18 protein-coding genes are annotated in these 20,301 nt (G+C 38.4%); 17 read left to right on the top strand and 1 reads right to left on the bottom strand.

Annotated elements, in window-relative coordinates; genetic code table 11:
• Positions 1 to 4 precede the first annotated feature (4 nt).
• The 15 genes from uvrA to HNQ94_RS09980 all read left to right on the top strand — a co-directional run bounded on the left by uvrA (position 5) and on the right by HNQ94_RS09980 (position 15,612).
• Entirely contained in the window at positions 5 to 2,872 is a 2,868-nt protein-coding gene (uvrA, locus tag HNQ94_RS10050) for an excinuclease ABC subunit UvrA (protein ID WP_174496050.1), read from the top strand.
• Between the two features lie 75 nt (positions 2,873 to 2,947).
• Complete coding sequence (locus HNQ94_RS10045) at positions 2,948 to 3,301, top strand: YojF family protein (RefSeq protein ID WP_174496051.1); 354 nt, start codon at positions 2,948 to 2,950, stop codon at positions 3,299 to 3,301.
• Positions 3,302 to 3,322: 21 nt separating this feature from the next.
• Positions 3,323 to 3,988, top strand: a complete 666-nt coding sequence (gene bshB2 / locus HNQ94_RS10040) for a bacillithiol biosynthesis deacetylase BshB2 (RefSeq protein WP_174496052.1) — start codon at positions 3,323 to 3,325, stop codon at positions 3,986 to 3,988.
• A gap of 278 nt (positions 3,989 to 4,266) precedes the next feature.
• Positions 4,267 to 5,325: a DUF4097 family beta strand repeat-containing protein gene (locus HNQ94_RS10035; RefSeq protein WP_174496053.1), complete on the top strand. Its 1,059-nt coding sequence runs from the start codon at positions 4,267 to 4,269 to the stop codon at positions 5,323 to 5,325.
• 30 nt (positions 5,326 to 5,355) lie between these two features.
• On the top strand, positions 5,356 to 5,718 hold the full coding sequence (locus HNQ94_RS10030) for a phage holin family protein (RefSeq protein WP_174496054.1): 363 nt from the start codon (positions 5,356 to 5,358) through the stop codon (positions 5,716 to 5,718).
• A gap of 270 nt (positions 5,719 to 5,988) precedes the next feature.
• Positions 5,989 to 6,927 carry an HPr(Ser) kinase/phosphatase gene (gene hprK / locus HNQ94_RS10025; RefSeq protein ID WP_174496055.1) on the top strand — a complete coding sequence of 313 codons (939 nt, stop codon included), beginning with the start codon at positions 5,989 to 5,991 and terminating at the stop codon, positions 6,925 to 6,927.
• A 37-nt stretch (positions 6,928 to 6,964) separates the two neighbouring features.
• Entirely contained in the window at positions 6,965 to 7,810 is an 846-nt protein-coding gene (lgt, locus tag HNQ94_RS10020; protein ID WP_174496056.1) for a prolipoprotein diacylglyceryl transferase, read from the top strand.
• Positions 7,811 to 7,838: 28 nt separating this feature from the next.
• On the top strand, positions 7,839 to 8,804 hold the full coding sequence (locus HNQ94_RS10015; RefSeq protein ID WP_174496057.1) for a nucleoside recognition domain-containing protein: 966 nt from the start codon (positions 7,839 to 7,841) through the stop codon (positions 8,802 to 8,804).
• Positions 8,779 to 9,417: a pyrophosphatase PpaX gene (gene ppaX / locus HNQ94_RS10010; protein WP_174496058.1), complete on the top strand. Its 639-nt coding sequence runs from the start codon at positions 8,779 to 8,781 to the stop codon at positions 9,415 to 9,417. Before HNQ94_RS10015 ends, ppaX begins: the two co-directional genes overlap by 26 nt.
• Positions 9,418 to 9,421: 4 nt before the next feature.
• Complete coding sequence (locus HNQ94_RS10005; RefSeq protein ID WP_174496059.1) at positions 9,422 to 9,952, top strand: acyltransferase; 531 nt, start codon at positions 9,422 to 9,424, stop codon at positions 9,950 to 9,952.
• Positions 9,953 to 10,035: 83 nt separating this feature from the next.
• A complete protein-coding gene (locus tag HNQ94_RS10000; RefSeq protein WP_174496060.1) occupies positions 10,036 to 10,581 on the top strand; it encodes a glycerol-3-phosphate responsive antiterminator in 546 nt (181 codons plus the stop codon).
• 236 nt (positions 10,582 to 10,817) lie between these two features.
• On the top strand, positions 10,818 to 11,654 hold the full coding sequence (locus HNQ94_RS09995; protein ID WP_174496061.1) for an MIP/aquaporin family protein: 837 nt from the start codon (positions 10,818 to 10,820) through the stop codon (positions 11,652 to 11,654).
• A 97-nt stretch (positions 11,655 to 11,751) separates the two neighbouring features.
• Complete coding sequence (gene glpK, locus HNQ94_RS09990) at positions 11,752 to 13,245, top strand: glycerol kinase GlpK (RefSeq protein WP_174496207.1); 1,494 nt, start codon at positions 11,752 to 11,754, stop codon at positions 13,243 to 13,245.
• A gap of 379 nt (positions 13,246 to 13,624) precedes the next feature.
• Positions 13,625 to 15,322 carry a glycerol-3-phosphate dehydrogenase/oxidase gene (locus tag HNQ94_RS09985; RefSeq protein WP_174496062.1) on the top strand — a complete coding sequence of 566 codons (1,698 nt, stop codon included), beginning with the start codon at positions 13,625 to 13,627 and terminating at the stop codon, positions 15,320 to 15,322.
• Positions 15,323 to 15,366: 44 nt separating this feature from the next.
• Complete coding sequence (locus HNQ94_RS09980) at positions 15,367 to 15,612, top strand: hypothetical protein (RefSeq protein WP_174496063.1); 246 nt, start codon at positions 15,367 to 15,369, stop codon at positions 15,610 to 15,612.
• Between the two features lie 281 nt (positions 15,613 to 15,893).
• Here the strand turns inward: HNQ94_RS09980 and HNQ94_RS09975 are convergent, their stop codons facing one another.
• Positions 15,894 to 17,936 carry a penicillin-binding transpeptidase domain-containing protein gene (locus HNQ94_RS09975; protein ID WP_174496064.1) on the bottom strand — a complete coding sequence of 681 codons (2,043 nt, stop codon included), beginning with the start codon at positions 17,934 to 17,936 and terminating at the stop codon, positions 15,894 to 15,896.
• A 237-nt stretch (positions 17,937 to 18,173) separates the two neighbouring features.
• Here HNQ94_RS09975 and HNQ94_RS09970 point away from each other — a divergent pair, with 237 nt between their 5' ends.
• A complete protein-coding gene (locus tag HNQ94_RS09970) occupies positions 18,174 to 19,196 on the top strand; it encodes a tetratricopeptide repeat protein (RefSeq protein WP_174496065.1) in 1,023 nt (340 codons plus the stop codon).
• Between the two features lie 90 nt (positions 19,197 to 19,286).
• The gene (trxB, locus tag HNQ94_RS09965) at positions 19,287 to 20,237 is read left to right on the top strand and encodes a thioredoxin-disulfide reductase (protein ID WP_174496066.1); all 951 of its coding nucleotides are present in this window, start codon (positions 19,287 to 19,289) and stop codon (positions 20,235 to 20,237) included.
• The last annotated feature ends 64 nt before the right edge of the window (positions 20,238 to 20,301 follow it).

Genomic DNA, 20,301 nt, shown 5'->3' with positions numbered 1-20,301 from the left:
ATAGATGGCGATGAAGTCAATTAAAGTACAAGGAGCACGTGCGCATAATTTAAAAAATGTAAGTGTTGAAATCCCTAAAAATAAACTGGTCGTCATGACAGGCTTATCGGGCTCCGGTAAGTCTTCTTTGGCGTTCGATACGATATACGCAGAAGGACAAAGAAGATATGTAGAGTCCTTATCTGCTTATGCAAGACAATTTTTAGGACAAATGGATAAACCAGATGTGGATGCCATTGAAGGTCTTTCCCCAGCGATTTCGATTGACCAAAAGACGACAAGTAGAAATCCACGATCAACCGTTGGTACAGTAACTGAAATATACGATTATTTACGCTTGCTGTTTGCACGTGTTGGGCGTCCGTACTGTCCAGAGCATGGAATTGAAATTACTTCCCAAACGGTAGAACAGATGGTGGACCGTATTTTGGAATATCCAGAACGAACGAAGCTACAAATTTTAGCTCCTGTCGTTTCTGGTCGTAAAGGTGAGCATGTCAAAGTACTAGAAGACCTGAAAAAAGAAGGGTACATTCGTCTACGCATCGACGGAGAGATGATGGAAATTACGGAGGATATTAAGCTTTCTAAAACGAAAAAGCATTCGATTGAAGTTGTGATTGACCGAATCATTGTTAAAGATGGGGTAGCTGCGCGTCTTAGTGATTCACTAGAAACGGCTTTAAAGCTCGGTGAAGGCAAAGTGATGGTGGATGTTATTGGGGAAGAGGAGCTTCTTTTTAGTGAAAAGCATGCCTGTCCTATTTGTGGATTTTCAATTGATGAATTAGAGCCACGTATGTTTTCTTTTAACAGTCCATTTGGAGCGTGTGAAAGCTGTGATGGTCTTGGGACGAAACTAGAAGTAGATATTGACCTCGTTATTCCGGATTGGGATTTAACATTACGTGAAGGAGCCATTGTTCCTTGGGAGCCGATTAGTTCTCAATATTACCCCCAGCTATTACAAAGTGTATGTAACCATTTTGATATTCCGATGGATGTACCGGTTAAATTGATAGCGAAAGAAAAAATGGATAAAATTTTACAAGGTAGTGGAAAAGAAAAGATTCTTTTTGAATATGAAAATGAACGTGGTCAAGTTAGAAGTAACTATATTTATTTTGAAGGTGTATATGCCAACATCGCACGTCGTTATCGGGAAACGACTTCCGATTATATCCGTGAGCAAATGGAAAAATATATGGCCCAGAAACCTTGTCCTACTTGTAAGGGGTATCGTTTAAGAAAAGAAACGTTATCCGTGCTTATTAATGAGCACCACATTGGGAATGTTACCGAGTTTTCTGTAACAGAAGCGAGAGATTTCTTTACAAAAATTCAGCTATCAGAAAAAGAAGAACAAATCGCGAAAATGATTTTAAAGGAAATAGAAGATCGTTTATCGTTTCTTATTAATGTTGGACTTGATTATTTAACTTTATCCCGTTCTGCAGGAACCTTATCAGGTGGGGAAGCACAGCGTATTCGACTTGCTACTCAAATTGGTGCTGCTTTAACAGGGGTGTTATACGTATTAGACGAGCCATCTATTGGACTACACCAACGTGATAATGATCGTTTAATTTCTACGTTGCAGCGGATGAGGGATTTAGATAATACGTTAGTCGTTGTCGAGCACGATGAAGATACGATGATGGCAGCAGACTGGTTAATCGATATCGGACCGGGTGCAGGTGCCCATGGTGGGGAAATTGTTGCTAGTGGTACTCCGAAAGAAGTGATGAAAAACAAAAACTCTTTAACGGGTCAATATTTAGCAGGAAAGAAATTTATTCCTCTACCAAAGGAAAGAAGAACTGGATTGCATCGATATTTAAAAATTATAGATGCACAAGAAAACAACTTAAAGAAAGTAAATGTGGACATTCCTTTAGGGATAATGACAGTCGTTACAGGTGTTTCTGGTTCAGGGAAAAGCTCGTTAATAAACGAAATATTATATAAATCCCTTGCGCAAAAATTGAATCGAAGCAAAGCAAAACCTGGGAAGCATAAAGAAATCAAAGGTATTGACCAATTAGAAAAAGTAATTGATATCGACCAATCACCTATTGGTCGAACACCTAGATCTAACCCGGCTACGTACACTGGTGTGTTTGATGATATTCGTGATGTTTTTGCCCAAACGAATGAGGCGAAAATAAGAGGCTATAAAAAAGGGCGTTTTAGTTTTAACGTCAAAGGTGGTCGCTGTGAGGCCTGTCGTGGAGATGGGATTATAAAAATTGAAATGCATTTTCTTCCTGATGTTTATGTTCCTTGTGAAGTTTGTCATGGAAAACGTTACAACCGCGAAACGTTAGACGTTAAATACAAAGGGAAAAACATTGCAGATGTATTAGATATGCGTATTGAAGATGCTTTATCGTTTTTCGAAAATATCCCTAAAATTAAGCGTAAGTTGCAAACAATTTTTGACGTAGGTTTAGGCTATATTAAGCTTGGTCAGCCAGCCACTACGTTGTCTGGTGGGGAGGCGCAGCGAGTAAAGCTTGCCAGTGAATTGCATCGTCGCTCTACAGGTAAGTCTTTGTACATTTTAGATGAGCCAACAACAGGTTTGCATGTAGATGATATTGCTCGACTCCTGATTGTACTACAACGTCTAGTAGAAAACGGCGATACGGTATTAATTATTGAGCACAATTTAGATGTCATTAAAACAGCTGATTACCTTATTGATTTGGGTCCTGAAGGTGGAGAAGGTGGCGGGACGATTGTCGCTACAGGAACTCCAGAAGAAGTGGCTGAGCAAGAAGGCTCCTATACAGGGAAATATTTGAAACCAGTTTTAGAACGAGACCGTGAAAGAATGACAAAACGGATTAAAGAAAAGGTTTCCTCTTAGGTCTACTTCGTTGACGATATAAAGCCGATTCGGTAAGGTAAAATAAAGTAACTCTATGTGAGAGGAGATTGGCAGATGAAAGCTATCCAAATGGAAGAAGTGCAACAAGCTTTAGATAGCTTTGCAAATAAAGAGGTTTATGTACATTTGGAAACGACTAACGGTGCGTATGCAAAGCACTTTGATAAAAACGCATATAACGTAGGAGCGTTTATCCGAAATGCTAAAGTTTCCTTTTCAAGAGCGAAGATTGTTGGTGCAGAGAGCACTTACCGTATCGGTTTGAAAATGGAAATGGGCTGGATTTATGCGGAAGGTGTATCAGACTGGGAGCTAAATGATGAAGGACAGTTATTATTGGCCGGTCATGATGCGCAAGGAAGATTAATGGTTGCTCTACAAATTAGTGACAAGCCGTTCCGTTACTAACGAAAAGAGAGGAGAATGAGCATGCAAAAGCATGTAGTTGTCATCTATCCTCATCCTGATGATGAGTCGTTTGGATGTTCTGGAACAATTACGCAGTTTCGTAAAGAAGGTATCCCGGTCACCTACTTATGTGGAACCCTAGGGGAAATGGGACGTAATATGGGTAGTCCTTTTTTTGCCAATCGTGAAACACTACCTGAAATTCGTAAACAGGAATTGTTAGATGCCTGTTCGGTGTTAGACGTTCAAGTAGAAATGCTTGGTTATCGGGATAAAACGATAGAATTTGAATCACGTGATGAAATTGCCGAACATATTAAAACATATTTAGAACAAATAAAACCATCGCTCGTTATTACCCACTATCCTGGTGAAGCAGTCCATCCTGACCATGATGCAATGGGAGCTGCAGCGATAGAAGCAGTTAGAAAAATGAATCCCGAAGACAGACCCGTTTTGTGGGCCCAGGCGATAACGAATGACAGATACGAAAAGCTAGGTAATCCCGATGTCGTTCGAGATGTTCAAGATGTTTTTGATACAAAGATGAAAGCAATCGAATCTCACCGTTCTCAATTTGAAGGCATGTTAAATAAATTCAAACAAAGTCCAGAGTTCTTAGGAAAAAACAAGGATGCATTGGAAAGATTCTATTACGAAGAATTTTACACTTGGAAATTTGAATAAAAGAAAAACGAACTTGGGGCTCCAAGTTCGTTTTTTTATTAACATTTATTTTAGAGGGTTTCCTCTATATTTAAAGGAGAAGATTCAGTTAAAAAAGAATACATAATAATAGTTAATTCACCATATATAAAGAGTTGTGTTCATTTATGGGGAGAATTTTACTAAAAGTTTTATGACGGTAAAAAAGGGTTATTAGTGTAAGGAAGAGACAATGATTGTGAAACGATTAGTAAGTTTTTAACGTATATAAAAGAAGGAAATGACAAGGGGGAACAGGAATGAGTGAAGAGAGAAAGCGTATTTTAAAAATGCTTGAAAGTGGAGCCATTTCAGTTGAAGAGGCAGAAAAAATGCTTGAGCAGGTTGAGGAATCCAATTTTTTATCTGAACATGTAGAATGGGAAGAGTTCGAAAAAGAGGAGCCACAAAAGCAATCAACGAAAAAGAAAGTGTTTGATTTTTTAAATAATACGGTGAAAAAAATTAAAAATGCAGATTTAGACTTTAACTTTGGTCCTTCCATTGATGTTTCTCATGTGTTTTTCTACCAAGCTACTACTTTTAATCAGCTACAACTTGAAATAGAAAATGGTAGTGTGGATGTTCGTGCATGGGATGAAGAGGATGTCCGTATAGAGTGTAAGGCAAAGGTATATAAAGTAAATGATGCTGAGCAAGCAAAAAAGCTGTTGTTGGAGCAGCTTGAAGTGCATTTAGATAATAAAGATCTGAAAATAAAACTAGAATCGAAAAAGATGAAAGCGGATTTGATCCTTTATGTTCCGAGAAGAGCATATGAGGAAGGGAAGGTCCGTCTTTTCAATGGTCCTATTTCCCTAAAAGGATTTTACGTAAATACGTTGAATTGTAAAACATCTAATGGTGACATCGAACTTCAAAAAATGAAGGGAGATGAATGGGAAGTAAAAGCTGTTAACAGCGATATTCGTCTAGTAGATGTTAATGTAAAGAATAGTGAAGTAGAGGCATTAACAGGATCAATTCAAGTAGAAGGAGAATTTGGTAAACTAGATGCACAGCTGGTAAACGGGAGTATCCATTGTAAATGGTTTGGTGAATTAGGACATACAGGATTCTTTAAAACTACTACAGGGTCTATTGACTTGAACTTACCTCCTCATCGAGCAATTGATGGAGAGCTCAAAACGACAATAGGTAGCATTCACTGTGATTTGCCAGAGCACTATATTATACGTTCTGATAGTGAAGTATTAAAAAAACAGCTTCATTTTCAAACGAAAAAAGAAGCGAATGCTACACTTTTTATTGAAGCAGAAACAAAAACTGGTAGTATAAAAGTAAAACCTATCTCGTAAATAATAGGAATAGGAGAAGGAGGAATAGTAATGCTAAAAAATTGGTTAATTTCTATCGTTGTGAATGCAGTAGCGATCATTGCTGTAGCCGAGCTAATTGATAGTTTTTTTGTGGAGGATTTCGTTACAGCTTTGTTAGCTAGTTTTGTCTTATCGATATTAAATGTCATTGTAAAACCTATTTTGATTATTTTCACATTACCGATAACGCTTCTTACTCTCGGACTCTTTTTATTCATTATCAACGCAGTAACATTAATGATTACGCAGTCAATTATAGGAGAAGCTTTTGTCATTGATGGATTTGTAACAGCAATTCTTGCAGCTGTTATTTTATCTATTTTAAACTTGCTACTTCAAAAGTTAGTCGTTGATACATTCCGAGACAAATAATAAGTAGAAATATGTCTTACCTATAAGGATTCTCTACACGTCATCATATGTGGAGAATCCTTTTTCTATATGGTTACACTAGTGATATGGAGCTTAAGGAATCAAGAAAAAGGACAAGCTATACAAATTGGGAGTGTAAAAGTGTAAAATTAATTCTAAAACGTGCTAAAATAGGGAACAGTTATGTTTTAGAAAGTGCGAACTAAGAATTGATAAGAAAATAGAATGTCCATGATTCAAGTTTCCAATGATTAGGAGGTCCTTATACATATGGCAAAAGTACGAACAAAAGATATAATTGAACGTTTTGAATTGGAACTAATTGCAGGGAAAGATGGCATTCATCGTGAAATTATAAAAAGTGATATTTCAAGGCCTGGAATGGAAATGGCCGGATACTTTAAACATTATCCGAAAGAAAGGCTTCAGTTATTAGGGAAAACAGAGCTATCCTTTTTTTATGATTTGGCGAATGATGTGAAGCAGGATCGGATGGAAAAGCTTTGTACAGACATAACACCTGGAATTATTATCACACGTGGTTTAGAAGTTCCACAGCAAGTGATAGATGCTGCAAATAACGCTGGTGTACCGATTATGCGTTCACCTCATAAAACGACAAGTGTCATGAGTCGGATTACGAATTATTTAGAATCAAAATTTGCTCCTTTTACCGCTATTCATGGTGTATTAGTAGATATTTATGGGGTAGGTGTCTTAATTACTGGGCAAAGTGGTGTCGGTAAAAGTGAAGCGGCACTCGAACTCGTGAAAAGGGGACATCGCCTCGTGGCCGATGATAGTGTGGAAATTCGACAAGAGGACTTCGACACATTAATAGGGAATTCACCACCTTTAATCGAGCATTTACTCGAAATAAGAGGATTGGGTATTATTGATGTCATGACATTGTTCGGTGCAGGAGCCGTTCGGAATTACAAGCGTATTTCATTAGTTATTAATCTAGAACTATGGGATAAAGATAAGCAATATGATCGACTAGGTTTAGATGAAGAATTGATGAAAATTATGGATGTGGATTTGCCTAAGGCAACAATACCAGTACGCCCAGGAAGAAACTTAGCTGTTATTATTGAAGTTGCTGCTATGAACTTCCGTTTAAAGCGCATGGGAATTAATACAGCAGCAGAATTTTCTAAAAAGCTTACGAAAATGATTGAAAGTGATCCAGATCCATTCGATCAATAATTTTTCAAGGGCATAAATAAAGAGGGGGAACGAGTTTATGATGTGTACGACGCAGCCCTATAGTAGGGTCTTTCTCGAAATAGGAAATTGGCCAATTTATTGGTACGGAGTAATTATTGCTACAGGTGCCTTTTTAGGTCTCTTATTAGCAACAAGAGAGTCTGATCGATTAGGACTTAAAAAAGATATTTTTGTTGATTTACTAGTGTTTGCGATTCCTGCAGCAATCATTTTTGCAAGAATTTATTATGTCATCTTTGAGTGGGATCGTTATGCTGATGGTCCTTGGTGGGGCATTTTTGCCATTTGGGAAGGCGGCATCGCTATTCACGGTGCGCTTATTGGTTCCGTTTTAACAGCATGGATTTATGCACGAGTTCGTAAAATTTCATTCTGGCAATTAGCAGATATTGCGGCACCTAGCTTACTATTAGGTCAAGCAATTGGTCGTTGGGGAAATTTTATGAACCAAGAAGCTTATGGTGGCCCGGTGTCCGAAGAAGCGTATAATAATTTCTTGCGATTTGTTCCGGACTTCATTATGAATCAAATGTGTGTAGATGGTGTCATGCATCATCCGACGTTCCTATATGAATCCGTATGGAGCTTTATTGGTATCGCTATCCTTCTTTACTTAAGAAAAGTGAACCCACGTAGAGGAGAAATTTTCTTCAGCTATTTAATTTGGTACTCTATTGGAAGATACTTTATTGAAGCAATGCGTACGGACAGTTTATATTTATTTGGTACGACAATTAGAGTTGCCATGCTTATTTCGGTCTTGATTATTGTAGGAAGTGTTATAGCAATGTTCTATCGACGTAAAACAGGGCTTGCGGATAAACATTACAACGGTAAAAAAGTAAATAAAAAGAAAAAATAACAACATGAGGCGATAGGAGGAATACACGATGTCGGGCATTTTACAGCGAGGGTTGTGGAGTGGCTTATCGTTAACGTGGACGTTAGGGAAAATTATTTTTCCAGTTACGTTAGTGATTACGATATTAAGTCATACTCCCATTTTCCCTATCGTTATTGGCTGGCTTGAGCCGTTAATGAATTTACTCGGTTTACCTGGGGAAGCGGCTGTTCCGATTGTACTTGGGAACTTTTTAAACTTGTATGCTGGTATAGGGGCAATTGTGACGTTTGACTTTACTGTTAAAGAAGTGTTTATTATGGCTATGATGTTGTCCTTTTCCCATAACTTGTTTATTGAATCCTCTTTAGCTTCTAAAGTAGGCGTTAACTTTTGGTTGATTTCAGGGATTCGAATGGGTCTTGCGATACTATCAGCCGTTATGATCAACCTTTTCTGGGATGGCGGCCAGGAAATGGCTCAATATGGTCTAATTGCTGCACAGGAAGCACCTGAAACTTGGTGGGCCATTACCTTTTTAGGTATGAAAACTGCTGCTATCGCGATTTTGCAGCTTGGTTTAATCGTTATTCCGCTAATGATCGTCATGCAATGGCTTCGAGAAAAAGGCTACTTTCAAGTATTTTCTAGATGGTTAGCCCCATTTACGAAAGTGTTAGGCGTAGATAAAAATACATCTATGACACTAGTTACAGGATTAACAATTGGTTTAGCCTATGGAGCAGGGTTAATGATTCAAGCGGTTAAAGAAGATGGTATTTCAAAAAAAGATATGACCTTGGTGTTAATCTTCCTCGTCTCCTGTCATGCGGTTGTAGAAGATACATTAGTATTTGCGCCGTTAGGGATACCACTCTGGCCGTTGCTTGTTATTCGATTAACGACAGCAATTGTATTAACGGCTACCATAGCATTTGTTTGGAGTCGAATGGAAAAATCCAAATCCAAAAGAGAGGAACGAGCAAAACATGAGCATACGTACGATTCTCTTTGATCTTGACGGAACATTAATTGATACAAATGAATTAATAATCGCCTCTTTTACGCATACGTTAAATCAATATTTTCCTGATAAATACAGTCGAGAAGAAATTCTTGAATTTATTGGGCCACCTTTGAAGGATAGCTTTGAAAAGGTTTTGCCTGATAAAGTGGAGGAAATGATTGGTGTTTATCGAGAGCATAATTTACATCACCATGATTCTTTTGTGAAGGCTTATGATGGTGTTTTTGAAACAATGAAACAATTAAAAGAAGAAGGCTATCAGATAGCTATTGTTACGACGAAAATAAGTGAAACAGCAAAAAGAGGTTTAGCTGTAACGAATTTAGCCGACTATTTTGATGTTATTATTGGGTTAGATCATGTAACCCATGCAAAACCTCATCCAGAGCCAATCATTAGAGCACTAGAAGCTTTCAACGGAAAAGCAAGTGAAACATTAATGGTTGGAGACAATAGCCATGACATTTTAGCTGGGAAAAATGCAGGAGTAAAAACAGCAGGAGTCGCTTGGACAATCAAAGGAAGAGAAGCTTTAGAAAAATTAAATCCAGACTACATGCTAGAGCATATATCAGATTTGTGGAAGATTGTAGGGAAGTGATCTCGTGAGGCGGACGAAGCGTTATCGTGTTAAAGGGGCAAATTCTTTGTGGCACGTGTATAAAACCGTCCCATTTTTAAAAGTGGTGAAAAATTTTATCGTTATTCAAACAGCTAGATATACCCCTTTTCTATCCTTTAAAAATTGGATGTATCGGAAACTACTTCGCATGGATGTAGGGGATAAAACTTCCTTTGCATTGATGGTCATGTTAGATGTCATGTTTCCAGAAAAAATATCCGTGGGGAAAAATACAGTTATTGGTTATAATACAACTATATTGGCCCACGAATATTTAATTAAAGAATATCGTATTGGAGAAGTCCAAATCGGCAATGAAGTAATGATAGGCGCCAACTCCACTATTCTTCCCGGTGTTTCTATTGGAGATAGGGCAATTGTGTCAGCTGGAACGTTAGTTCATAAGGATGTTCCGGCAGGATGTTTTGTTGGTGGGAATCCGATGCGGATTATTTATACAAAAGAAGAAATGGAAAAGCGGATGAGTGAAGATGACTTCTTGAATGAAATATAAGGCAGCAGGCGTCCACCTGCTGTTTCTTTTTATAAATAAAGCCAAGTTTAACACAAATTTTTATAAAGATGAGGTGATAGGGAATGTGTAATTTACAAGGTATTTTACCTGCTGTTCGAAATTTGCGTGATTTTGAAAAGCTATTAACAAGTAAGCATGAATACATTATTTTTTTAGAAACGAGACTCTCACAACTTGCCGGTATGGTCAAATATGCGAAACGCGAAAATAAGAAAGTGTTGATTCATGCTGATTTAATTCAAGGCTTAAAAGGGGACGAGTTCGGGATTGAATTTCTCATTCGTGAAACCAATGTGGATGGGATTATTTCTACAAGGGGAAATGTAATTTCGCTAGCGAAGAAAAACAATTTAATTGCCATACAGCGACTATTTTTACTTGATAGTCATGCATTAAATCATAATTTGAAAATTGTCGAAAATGTGAAACCTGACTACATTGAAATATTGCCAGGAATTATTCCAAAAATGATTAAAGAAGTACATGAGAACACAGGTTTACCAATCATTGCAGGTGGTTTAATCCGGACGCCAGAAGACGTGGATAATGCCTTTAAAGGCGGTGCAAGTGCCGTTACAACATCGAACAATGAACTCTGGAAATTGTAAAAGAATAAAAATATCAGAAAATAAAAAAAGTTGTTGACAGCGTTTTCAATATAGTTTAAATTGTAATTAACAAGTTAAGAATGTGATGGAGATTTGGAGACCCACACTACAAGCGTTGCTTCCAAGGGGAAGTCTGTGTTTGAAGTGTGGGTTTTTTCTATGCTCTCTATCAATTGGATCCGCATTCTCAGCTTGGAAATTTTAGTTTCATAAACTTATACGAGGGAGTGTTTATGATGTCAGAATTTTTAGCTGAAATTATTGGTACCATGATTCTTATTATCTTTGGTGGTGGAGTAGTAGGTGGCGTAGTATTAAAGAAATCTAAAGCAGAAGGCTCCGGCTGGATCGTTATTACGATTGGATGGGGTCTAGCGGTAACAATGGGTGTTTACGCGGTTGGTAGTATTTCCGGCGCGCATTTAAACCCAGCTGTAACGCTAGGTTTTGCTTCTGTAGGAGAATTCCCATGGGATAAGGTTCCTTTGTATATTACAGCTCAAATGATAGGTGCTTTTATCGGAGCAGTTATTGTTTACTTCCAATACTTACCGCACTGGAGAGAAACTCAAGATCAAGGTGCAAAACTAGCAGTATTCTCAACTGATCCTGCTGTTCGTAGCCCACTTTCTAACCTAGTAAGTGAAATCATTGGTACATTTGTTCTTGTTATGGGATTAATGTTTATCGGTGCAAACCAATTTACAGAAGGTTTAAATCCGTTTATCGTAGGTTTACTAATCGTAGCAATCGGTATGTCATTAGGTGGAACGACTGGTTATGCAATTAACCCAGCTCGTGACTTAGGTCCTCGTATTGCTCACGCATTACTACCTATTGCAGGTAAAGGAAGCTCTGATTGGGGTTATGCTCTAATTCCAGTAGTTGGTCCAGTAATTGGTGGTATCTATGGTGGATTGTTCTACCAAGCAATTTTTGCAAACAATTTCTCTCCAGCATTCTGGGGTGTAACTGTAGTTGTAGCATTGATTCTAGTAGCAGCAGCTAGCTCAGAGTTGAAAAAATCAAAAGTACCTTCAGTTGATGCTGGTGTAACAACAAAACAAGCTTAATGTACAAACTTGACTTAACTGTGAAAGCGGTTAAGTCGGGTTCTACCATACATCTTTTAGATAACAATCATAAAGAAGAAATATTAAGGAGGAGAGCATTTTGAGTAAATTTATTTTGTCTCTTGACCAAGGAACAACTAGTTCTCGTGCAATTTTGTTTAATCACCAAGGTGAGATCGTAGAAACGGCACAGAAGGAATTTGAGCAACACTTTCCAAAGCCAGGTTGGGTAGAGCATGACGCGAATGAAATTTGGACTTCTATTCTTGCTTGTATTGCAGAAGTATTAAGAAAAGCAGATGCAGAACCAACGGATATCGCGGGTATTGGTATTACAAACCAACGTGAAACGACTGTAGTGTGGGATAAAAACACTGGTAAACCAGTTTATAAAGCAATTGTTTGGCAGTCTCGTCAAACAGCTGACATTTGTAAAGATCTAAATGAAAAAGGTCACGGTGATCTTTTCAGAGAAAAAACAGGCTTACTGATTGACGCTTACTTCTCTGGTACAAAAGTAAAATGGATCCTTGACAATGTTGAGGGTGCAAGAGAAAAAGCAGAAAACGGCGATCTACTATTTGGTACGATTGATACATGGCTTGTTTATAAACTTTCTGGTGGAAAAGCCCATGTAACAGATTACTCAAATGCTTCTCGTACTTTAATGTTTAACATTTATGACTTGAAGTGGGATGACGAATTACTTGAAATCCTTACAGTACCAAAGAGCATGCTTCCTGAAGTTAAGCAATCTTCAGAAGTTTATGCACATACAGTAGATTATCATTTCTTCGGACATGAAGTACCAATCGCTGGTATTGCTGGTGACCAACAAGCTGCGTTATTCGGTCAAGCATGTTTTGAAAAAGGTATGGCGAAAAACACTTACGGAACTGGTTGCTTCATGTTAATGAACACTGGGGAAGCAGGAGTTCCTTCTAAGCACGGTCTATTAACTACTCTAGCTTGGGGTGTTGATGGAAAAGTAGAATATGCTCTTGAAGGTAGTATTTTCGTAGCAGGATCTGCTATTCAATGGTTACGTGATGGATTAAAACTTATTGATAGTGCTCCAGAAACAGAAGGATTAGCAACTTCAGTAGATTCTACTGATGGTGTATACCTAGTTCCAGCATTTGTTGGACTTGGAACGCCTTACTGGGATAGTGATGCACGTGGAGCAGTATTTGGCTTAACTCGTGGTACAACGAAAGAACATTTCGTTCGTGCAACTCTTGAGTCACTTGCATATCAAACAAAAGACGTATTGGATGCAATGGTAGCTGATTCTGGAATTGATCTTAAATCACTACGTGTTGATGGTGGAGCAGTTAAGAACAACTTCCTAATGCAATTCCAAAGCGATATTTTAGGTGTACCAGTTGACCGTCCAGTTGTACAAGAAACAACTGCATTAGGTGCAGCTTACCTTGCTGGTCTAGCAGTAGGATACTGGAGCAGCAAAGAAGAAATCGGTAAACAATGGCAAAACGAGCGTACATTTACGAACGATCTTGCTACTGAAAAACGCGATGAGCTTTATGCTGGATGGCAAAAAGCTGTTGAAGCTACGCGTGTATACAAATAAGATAGCATCCTAGTCTACTAGACTATAATAATTCTCTGCTACATGAAGTACTAAATGTAACATGGCATGAGTATCCTTAAAGTTGAAAGGGTTAAGCTGGTTAGTTAAGTCCCACTTGACACATCTTGTAGTGGGTACCTACCGCGCCCTAATCAGTTTTCCTTTTCAAGACAAGGATAATCGTGTTATACTATTGATAAGTTAATAAGTTGGCCGGAGAAATGGAGAGACCACAGCACTCTACTAGATTAATCTATAGGGGTGATTTGTGGTCTCTTTTCTATTGCGAAAATTTCTCATCGGAAGAAATGTTTTCCTTATCAGAACTTGGAGAATTAGGAATACATCGTTACGATTCTATTAAAAAGGAGCGATAGTTATGGTGTTTTCCAGTTTAAACAGAGGTAATATATACGAACAAATGAAGGATTCAACGTTAGACTTACTTGTGATCGGTGGAGGTATTACCGGTGCAGGGATTGCATTAGATGCTGCAACGCGAGGAATGAAGGTAGCGGTTGTAGAAATGCAAGACTTTGCTGCAGGCACTTCCTCAAGATCTACAAAGCTAGTACATGGTGGATTGCGTTATTTAAAACAGTTTGAAATTGGTGTAGTAGCAGAAGTTGGGAAGGAACGTGCCATTGTTTATGAAAATGGTCCACACGTAACAACACCCGAATGGATGATGCTACCATTTTATAAAGGTGGAACTTTTGGACCGTTTACAACGAATATTGGTCTTCGCGTTTATGATTTTCTGGCTGGTGTTAAAAAGAGCGAGAGAAGAAAAATGTTTAGTCCGATTGAAGCAATTGATCGTGAACCTTTGCTTAAGGATGAAGGTTTAAAAGGTGCAGGCTATTATGTGGAATATAAAACAGATGATGCACGCCTAACGCTAGAGGTAATGAAAAAAGCAGTTGAAAAAGGTGCACTTTCTATAAACTATGCGAAAGTAAATACCTTAACATACGAGAATGGAAAAGTAGTTGGTGTAGAAGTTGTTGACCAAATTGACGGTACTACTCATCAAATTTTAGCGAACAAAGTAGTAAATGCAGCTGGTCCATGGGTTGATACGTTACGTGAAAAAGACAACTCGAAAAAAGGAAAAACACTTCAACTGACAAAAGGAATTCACTTAGTATTTGATGAAGAAAGATTCCCGTTAAAGCAGGCAATCTATTTTGATACACCTGATGGACGCATGGTGTTTGCGATTCCACGTGAAGGTAAAACGTATGTTGGTACGACAGATACTGTTTATAAGGGGGACATTGCAAACCCGAAAATGACAGTTGAGGATAGAGATTATGTTTTGAATGCCATTGACTATATGTTCCCAGATGTAAAAATAACAGCGGATGATGTAGAGTCAAGCTGGGCTGGATTACGCCCATTGATTCACGAAGAGGGCAAAGATCCTTCCGAAATCTCTCGAAAAGATGAAATTTTTGTTTCCGATTCAGGCCTGATTTCTATTGCTGGTGGTAAATTAACGGGATACCGTAAAATGGCAGAAAGCGTAGTGAATTTAGTAGTGAAGCAACTTGGTGAAGAAACAGGAGCTCAATACCCTGGTTCTCAAACGAAAAATCTCCCAATGTCTGGTGGAGATGTAAGTGGCTCAGAAGGCTTTAAAACATTTTTGAAAGAAAAAACGCAACAAGGCATAGACTTGGGATTATCAAAAGAAACAGCAGAATTGTTAACGAGAAGATACGGTTCTAACGTAGACCAAGTTTTCAACACTTATAAAAATGAAAAAGCACAAGCAGAAGTAGAAGGACTTGATCCAGTCGTTTACGCCATGATTCGTTACTCTATTCAAGAAGAGCTAGCCTACAAACCAGTTGATTTCTTTATACGCCGCACAGGAGCTATTTTCTTTGATATCAATTGGGTAAGAACACATAAAGAATCAGTAAATGCCTACTTGGCAAAGACATTTAATTGGACAGATGAACAACTTGATACGTATACAAAGGAATTGGATCAATTGCTATATGAAGCAACACATCCAGTTGAAAAAGATGAAGTATTGAGTGAAGATTTAGTTGGTTCTGCTATATAGAAGGGGAAAAGCTTAGGAATTTTAGGATTCCTGAGCTTTTTCTTTTGATGTCAGCTTATACATCCTATTACCGTTGGGGTTGTGATTTTGCAGGCTATGGAGGTTATTTGAAGGTTGGGGGGAAAATTGCAGGTTCATGCGGAAGTTTTGGAGGTTCAGCGGGAAAAATTGCAGGTTCATGCGGAAGTATTGGAGGTTCAGCGGGAATAATTGAGGGTTCATGCGGAAGTATTGCAGGTTCAGCGGGAAAAATTGAAGGTTCATGCGGAAGTATTGGAGGTTCAGCGTGATGATTGAAGGTTCGCTCTGGTGTATTGCAGGTTTAGCCGGATGATTGGAGGTTCATGCGGAAGTATTGGGTTCAGCGTGATGATTGAAGGTTCGCTCGGTGTATTGCAGGTTCAGCCGGATGATTGGAAGTTCACTCCGATGTATTGCAGACTAAACGGCATAATTGAAGGTTCAAGCAAGTGAATTGCACCGTATGGCCTACTGAATACATGTTTGAGATTGATTAAACAATGAAGTAATGCAAAAACCGGAGCAATCACGCTGCTCCGGTTACTTATCATTAATAAATTTGTTCAAATATACTTTTTACCCTTTGGACGACGTATCCGCTACTGCCTTCGTCCTCAACGTTTTCCATTAACATAGCGATAATGAGATCCTTTTGTTCCGAGTTATAGGCGACGAAAACACCGTTTTCTGCACCTTTTTCATCTTTATTCGATTTTAATTCAGCTGTCCCTGTTTTCCCTGCTAGTGGAATGTTTTCCATGTTAGCTCCTCGGGCTGTACCGTTTGGACTTGATACGACTTTGCGTAAGCTTGCGTTTATTTCCTCCGCATGTTCTGGTGATACTAATTGTTCCTTCCACATGCCTTTTTCCTCTTCTTGAAGTAGGACAGGCTTAACTAAATGTCCACCATTGGTAAATGGGGAGTACATCGTTGCTAAGTGTAAAATACTTACTTGAAGCTCGCCTTGACCGTATGCGGTGTCTGCTAATAAAATTTCATCGTTTAAGTTTCCGCTATTAGAAATGGACGAGCTTGGAATCGGGTATGTGTATGGTACTTCAGTAGTAAATCCGAAGTTTTCTAGTCCCTGGACCATCGCATCTGCACCGACATCTAAAGCAGTTTGTCCGAAATAAATATTATCGGAAAAGACGAGTGCATCCTCTAAATTAACTGGTCGACCAGGATCGGATACTCGTGTAATTTCGTATCCGCCCCAAGAGTTTCCTTTCCCCCATGTTTTACCGGTAATATCCTTCGTTGCATCAGCAGTAACTGTGCCTTGCTCTAAGGCAATTGCTGCGGTTATCGGCTTAAAGGTTGAACCAGGTGCATAGAGGGAAGTAAATCGGTTTAGTAATGGGTTTGCTTCATCTGCCATTAATTTTGTGTAATAGTAAGATGTTAACCCGTTTGGATCAAAGGAAGGAGAACTTACTAAAGCCATTGTTTCTCCGGTTGTTGGATTGATGGCTGCAGCTGTTCCTTGTTTTCCTTCCATATTTTCATAGACTAGTTTTTGAAATTCTCCATTAATCGTGACGTGAATGTCTTTTCCTTTTTCTGCTCGCTGCTCCGCAATGACAACTTGGTCGCCATTTTCTTTCTCGATGTAAATTTCCACACCTGGTTTGCCTTTTAACTGTTCCTCATACAAAGATTCTAATCCTCGTTTTCCGATTATGTCGTGCTGTTTGTATCCTTTATCTTTATAGGTTTCCAGTTCTTCGGCTGTAATTTCCCCAGTATATCCGATTAGGTGGGTACCTGCTGCCCCAAGTGGGTAGGAACGACCTGCAGTATTTTGCTTCCATACACCTGGAAGATCACTAATCTTACGGTACAATGCTTCATCATTTGGATTTATGATCCCAATTGGCACGAATAAGTCTGGCTGTACCCATCCTTGATTCAGCTGTTGGTCTATGTAAGCGACATCTAGATGCAATAACTCTGCTAATTTTTCTTTCGTTTCTTGCTCTTGGCCTTCCATGTCCCCAGGAACAATGCCTATTTCATATAACGTATCGTTAACTGCGAGTCCTTTTCCATTACGGTCAAAAATTTCTCCCCGTGGCCCCTTCGTTGTATTAACGCCCACCTTATCACCTGGTTCTAATTCAGGAAATATGAACGTTGTATCCCAATTCACGTACCAGTTTTCTTCCGATTCTTCCTCGGGATTTTTCGTTTCTTTTACTAATGTAGCTTCCTGATCAAACGTAATTTTGCCAGCGAGAGAGTCCATTTCCACTTGAAAAGGATAGGTTACTTCCGATACTTCTTCTGTCTCTTCTCCCTGTGGTTCTTTTACTTCAGGAATGACATAGGTAATAGATAAGTTGTTTATTTCTAAATCGTTGTATAAATGATGATACCTTTCAACCATTTCTTCTTTGGAAAAAGCTTCTTTTGAAGTAGTGGAGAGGAATTCATCGTACATGTCATCGAATTTTTGTTCCTTCCATAACTCCACAAATTCATTGAACCGATCTTCTGGTTTTACTTCTTCCTCTTCTTCCTTTTTACATGCTGTAAGTAATAGAAAAAAAGCCAAAAGGAGAATAAGAGCTAGCCAATTTTTCTTCATCGTGCTTCACCTCTTCCTACCAACTATCCTTTTCATTTTATCAGAATAGTTCTTCAATTTGGTAGTGGAAAAACTGAAGGATGATAGGAATTCCTATCTTCTCATGTAAAAATTTGTCGACGGAAATAGGTGTTAAAAACGTTTGTCAATACTTTGCTGTAAGTACTGTCACTAGGCATTTAGATATGTTATACTTTGTACGTTAATTCGAATGCTGTTAAGGAGTAGGAGGCTTTTATGTATAATCCAAATGATAAAAATGACGAGCATTTGAAAGTTATCCCGTTCTTGGTCGAAGGGGACTTTTATTTTTCTATTGCAGTTAAGGCTTTTCAAAAGCGTGATTTTAATAAAGCGATTAAATGGTTTAAAAGGGCGATGGAACTCAATCCGAAAAATCCCCTTTATCCATGTCAGCTATCGGTTTTATATACAGAAATAAGATCGTACCATAAGGCTAATCAGTTGTTAACAAAAGTGTTGGCCGATTTTGGGGAAGAATACGCGGATTGTTACTACCTTATTGCTAATAATTATGCCCATCTAGGCCTTTTTCAAGATGCGCAGAAAAATATAGAAATGTATTTAAAAAAAGAACCTCAAGGGGAGTTTGCAGAAGAAGCTGCTCAGCTCTTAGAAATGTTAGAGTTATATAATGATGAAGAAGAAGAGGATTACGAAGATGATGATTGGCTCTTTGATGAGGAAGATGAGCTACTCATTTATCAAGAAACGGTTTTTTACCACTTGGAGAATCATGAGTGGGAGGAAGCATTGCCAATCTTAGAGGAAATGATTGATCTTTATCCGGAATATAAAGTTGCAAAACATGACTATGCTTGGGCGTTGTTTTTTGCTGGTAATCGGGAAGCGGCTGTTGAGTTAGAACTTGAGTGGCAGGAAAATGACCAAAATTCTACCCATAGCATCGTGAATTTAGCTATCTTTTATCACTTAATGGGAAAAGAAGAGTTGTCAATAGGATACATAGAAACGTTGAAAAACGTCTATCCTATTCATGAACAACAACGGTTAAAAATTGCCATCGCTTTAGCTTATACGGGTCATTATGATTTAGCATATGAACGTTTTCAATATTTATCCAAAGGAAATCTTCGGGATCATGTTTCTTACTTTAAATGGTACAGTAAATCTGCTTACCAACTCGGATTGGGTAAGCTTGCTGATCAGTTATGGCAAGAAGGGTGCAGAAGACATCCGTTTTTGCAGAAGATAGGCAAAATTGAGAATGTTAAGTAAATGAGAAAAATGAGCAAAATGATAGACGAAATGCTTTCTCTCTAATACGATAATAGTAAGTTGCAATATATGTAGAAGGGATGAAAAAATATGAGTTCAGATCATATTTATGATGTGATAATTGCAGGTGCTGGACCAGCCGGATTGACTGCTGCTGTTTATACTTCGCGTGGAGATTTGGAAACGTTAATGCTTGAGCGAGGTATACCTGGTGGTCAAATGGCGAACACAGAGGATGTAGAGAACTATCCTGGTTATGAGCATATTTTAGGTCCGGATTTGTCGACTAAAATGTTTGAGCATGCGAAGAAATTTGGTGCGGAGTATGCTTATGGTGATATAAAAGAAATTAAAGACGGTAAAGAGTACAAAACAGTAGTTGCTGGAAATAAAGAATATAAGGCTCGTGCTGTTATTATTGCTACTGGTGCACAGTACAAAAAGATTGGTGTACCTGGTGAAGAAGAGTTGAGCGGTAGAGGTGTTTCCTACTGTGCCGTGTGTGATGGTGCATTCTTTAGAGATAAAGAATTAGTAGTAGTAGGTGGGGGAGACTCTGCTGTAGAAGAAGGCGTGTATTTAACTCGCTTCGCTAAAAAAGTTACTATTGTACACCGTCGTGATGAACTACGTGCACAAAAGATTTTGCAACAACGTGCATTTGATAATGAAAAAATTGATTTTATTTGGGATACAGAAGTGAAAACAATTAATGGCAAAGATGGCAAAGTCGGAAGTGTGACGTTAGTCAACAACAAGACAAATGAAGAGTATGATAAAGAAGTTGAAGGTGTCTTCATTTATATCGGTATGGTCCCACTAAGTGAACCATTTAAATCATTAGGCATCACAAATGAAGAGGGCTATATTCCGACAAATGAAAAGATGGAAACGAATGTACCCGGTATTTATGCTGCTGGTGACATCCGTGAAAAAGATTTACGACAAATTGTGACAGCAACAGGTGACGGTAGTATTGCGGCACAGGCTGCCCAAGTATATATTGAGGAACTGTTAGAAGAATTAAAAGTAAATAAGTAGTACAGTTTGATAGGAAATGTAAAGATTAGCTTTATATAAACGTAATTACATTTTAATGCTGTTG

It is taken from the genome of Salirhabdus euzebyi (assembly GCF_014207435.1).
Lineage (GTDB): Bacteria > Bacillota > Bacilli > Bacillales > Alkalibacillaceae > Salirhabdus > Salirhabdus euzebyi.
The sequence above is the reverse complement of the archived record's forward strand: the minus strand, read 5'-3'. Positions and strand labels throughout refer to the sequence as shown.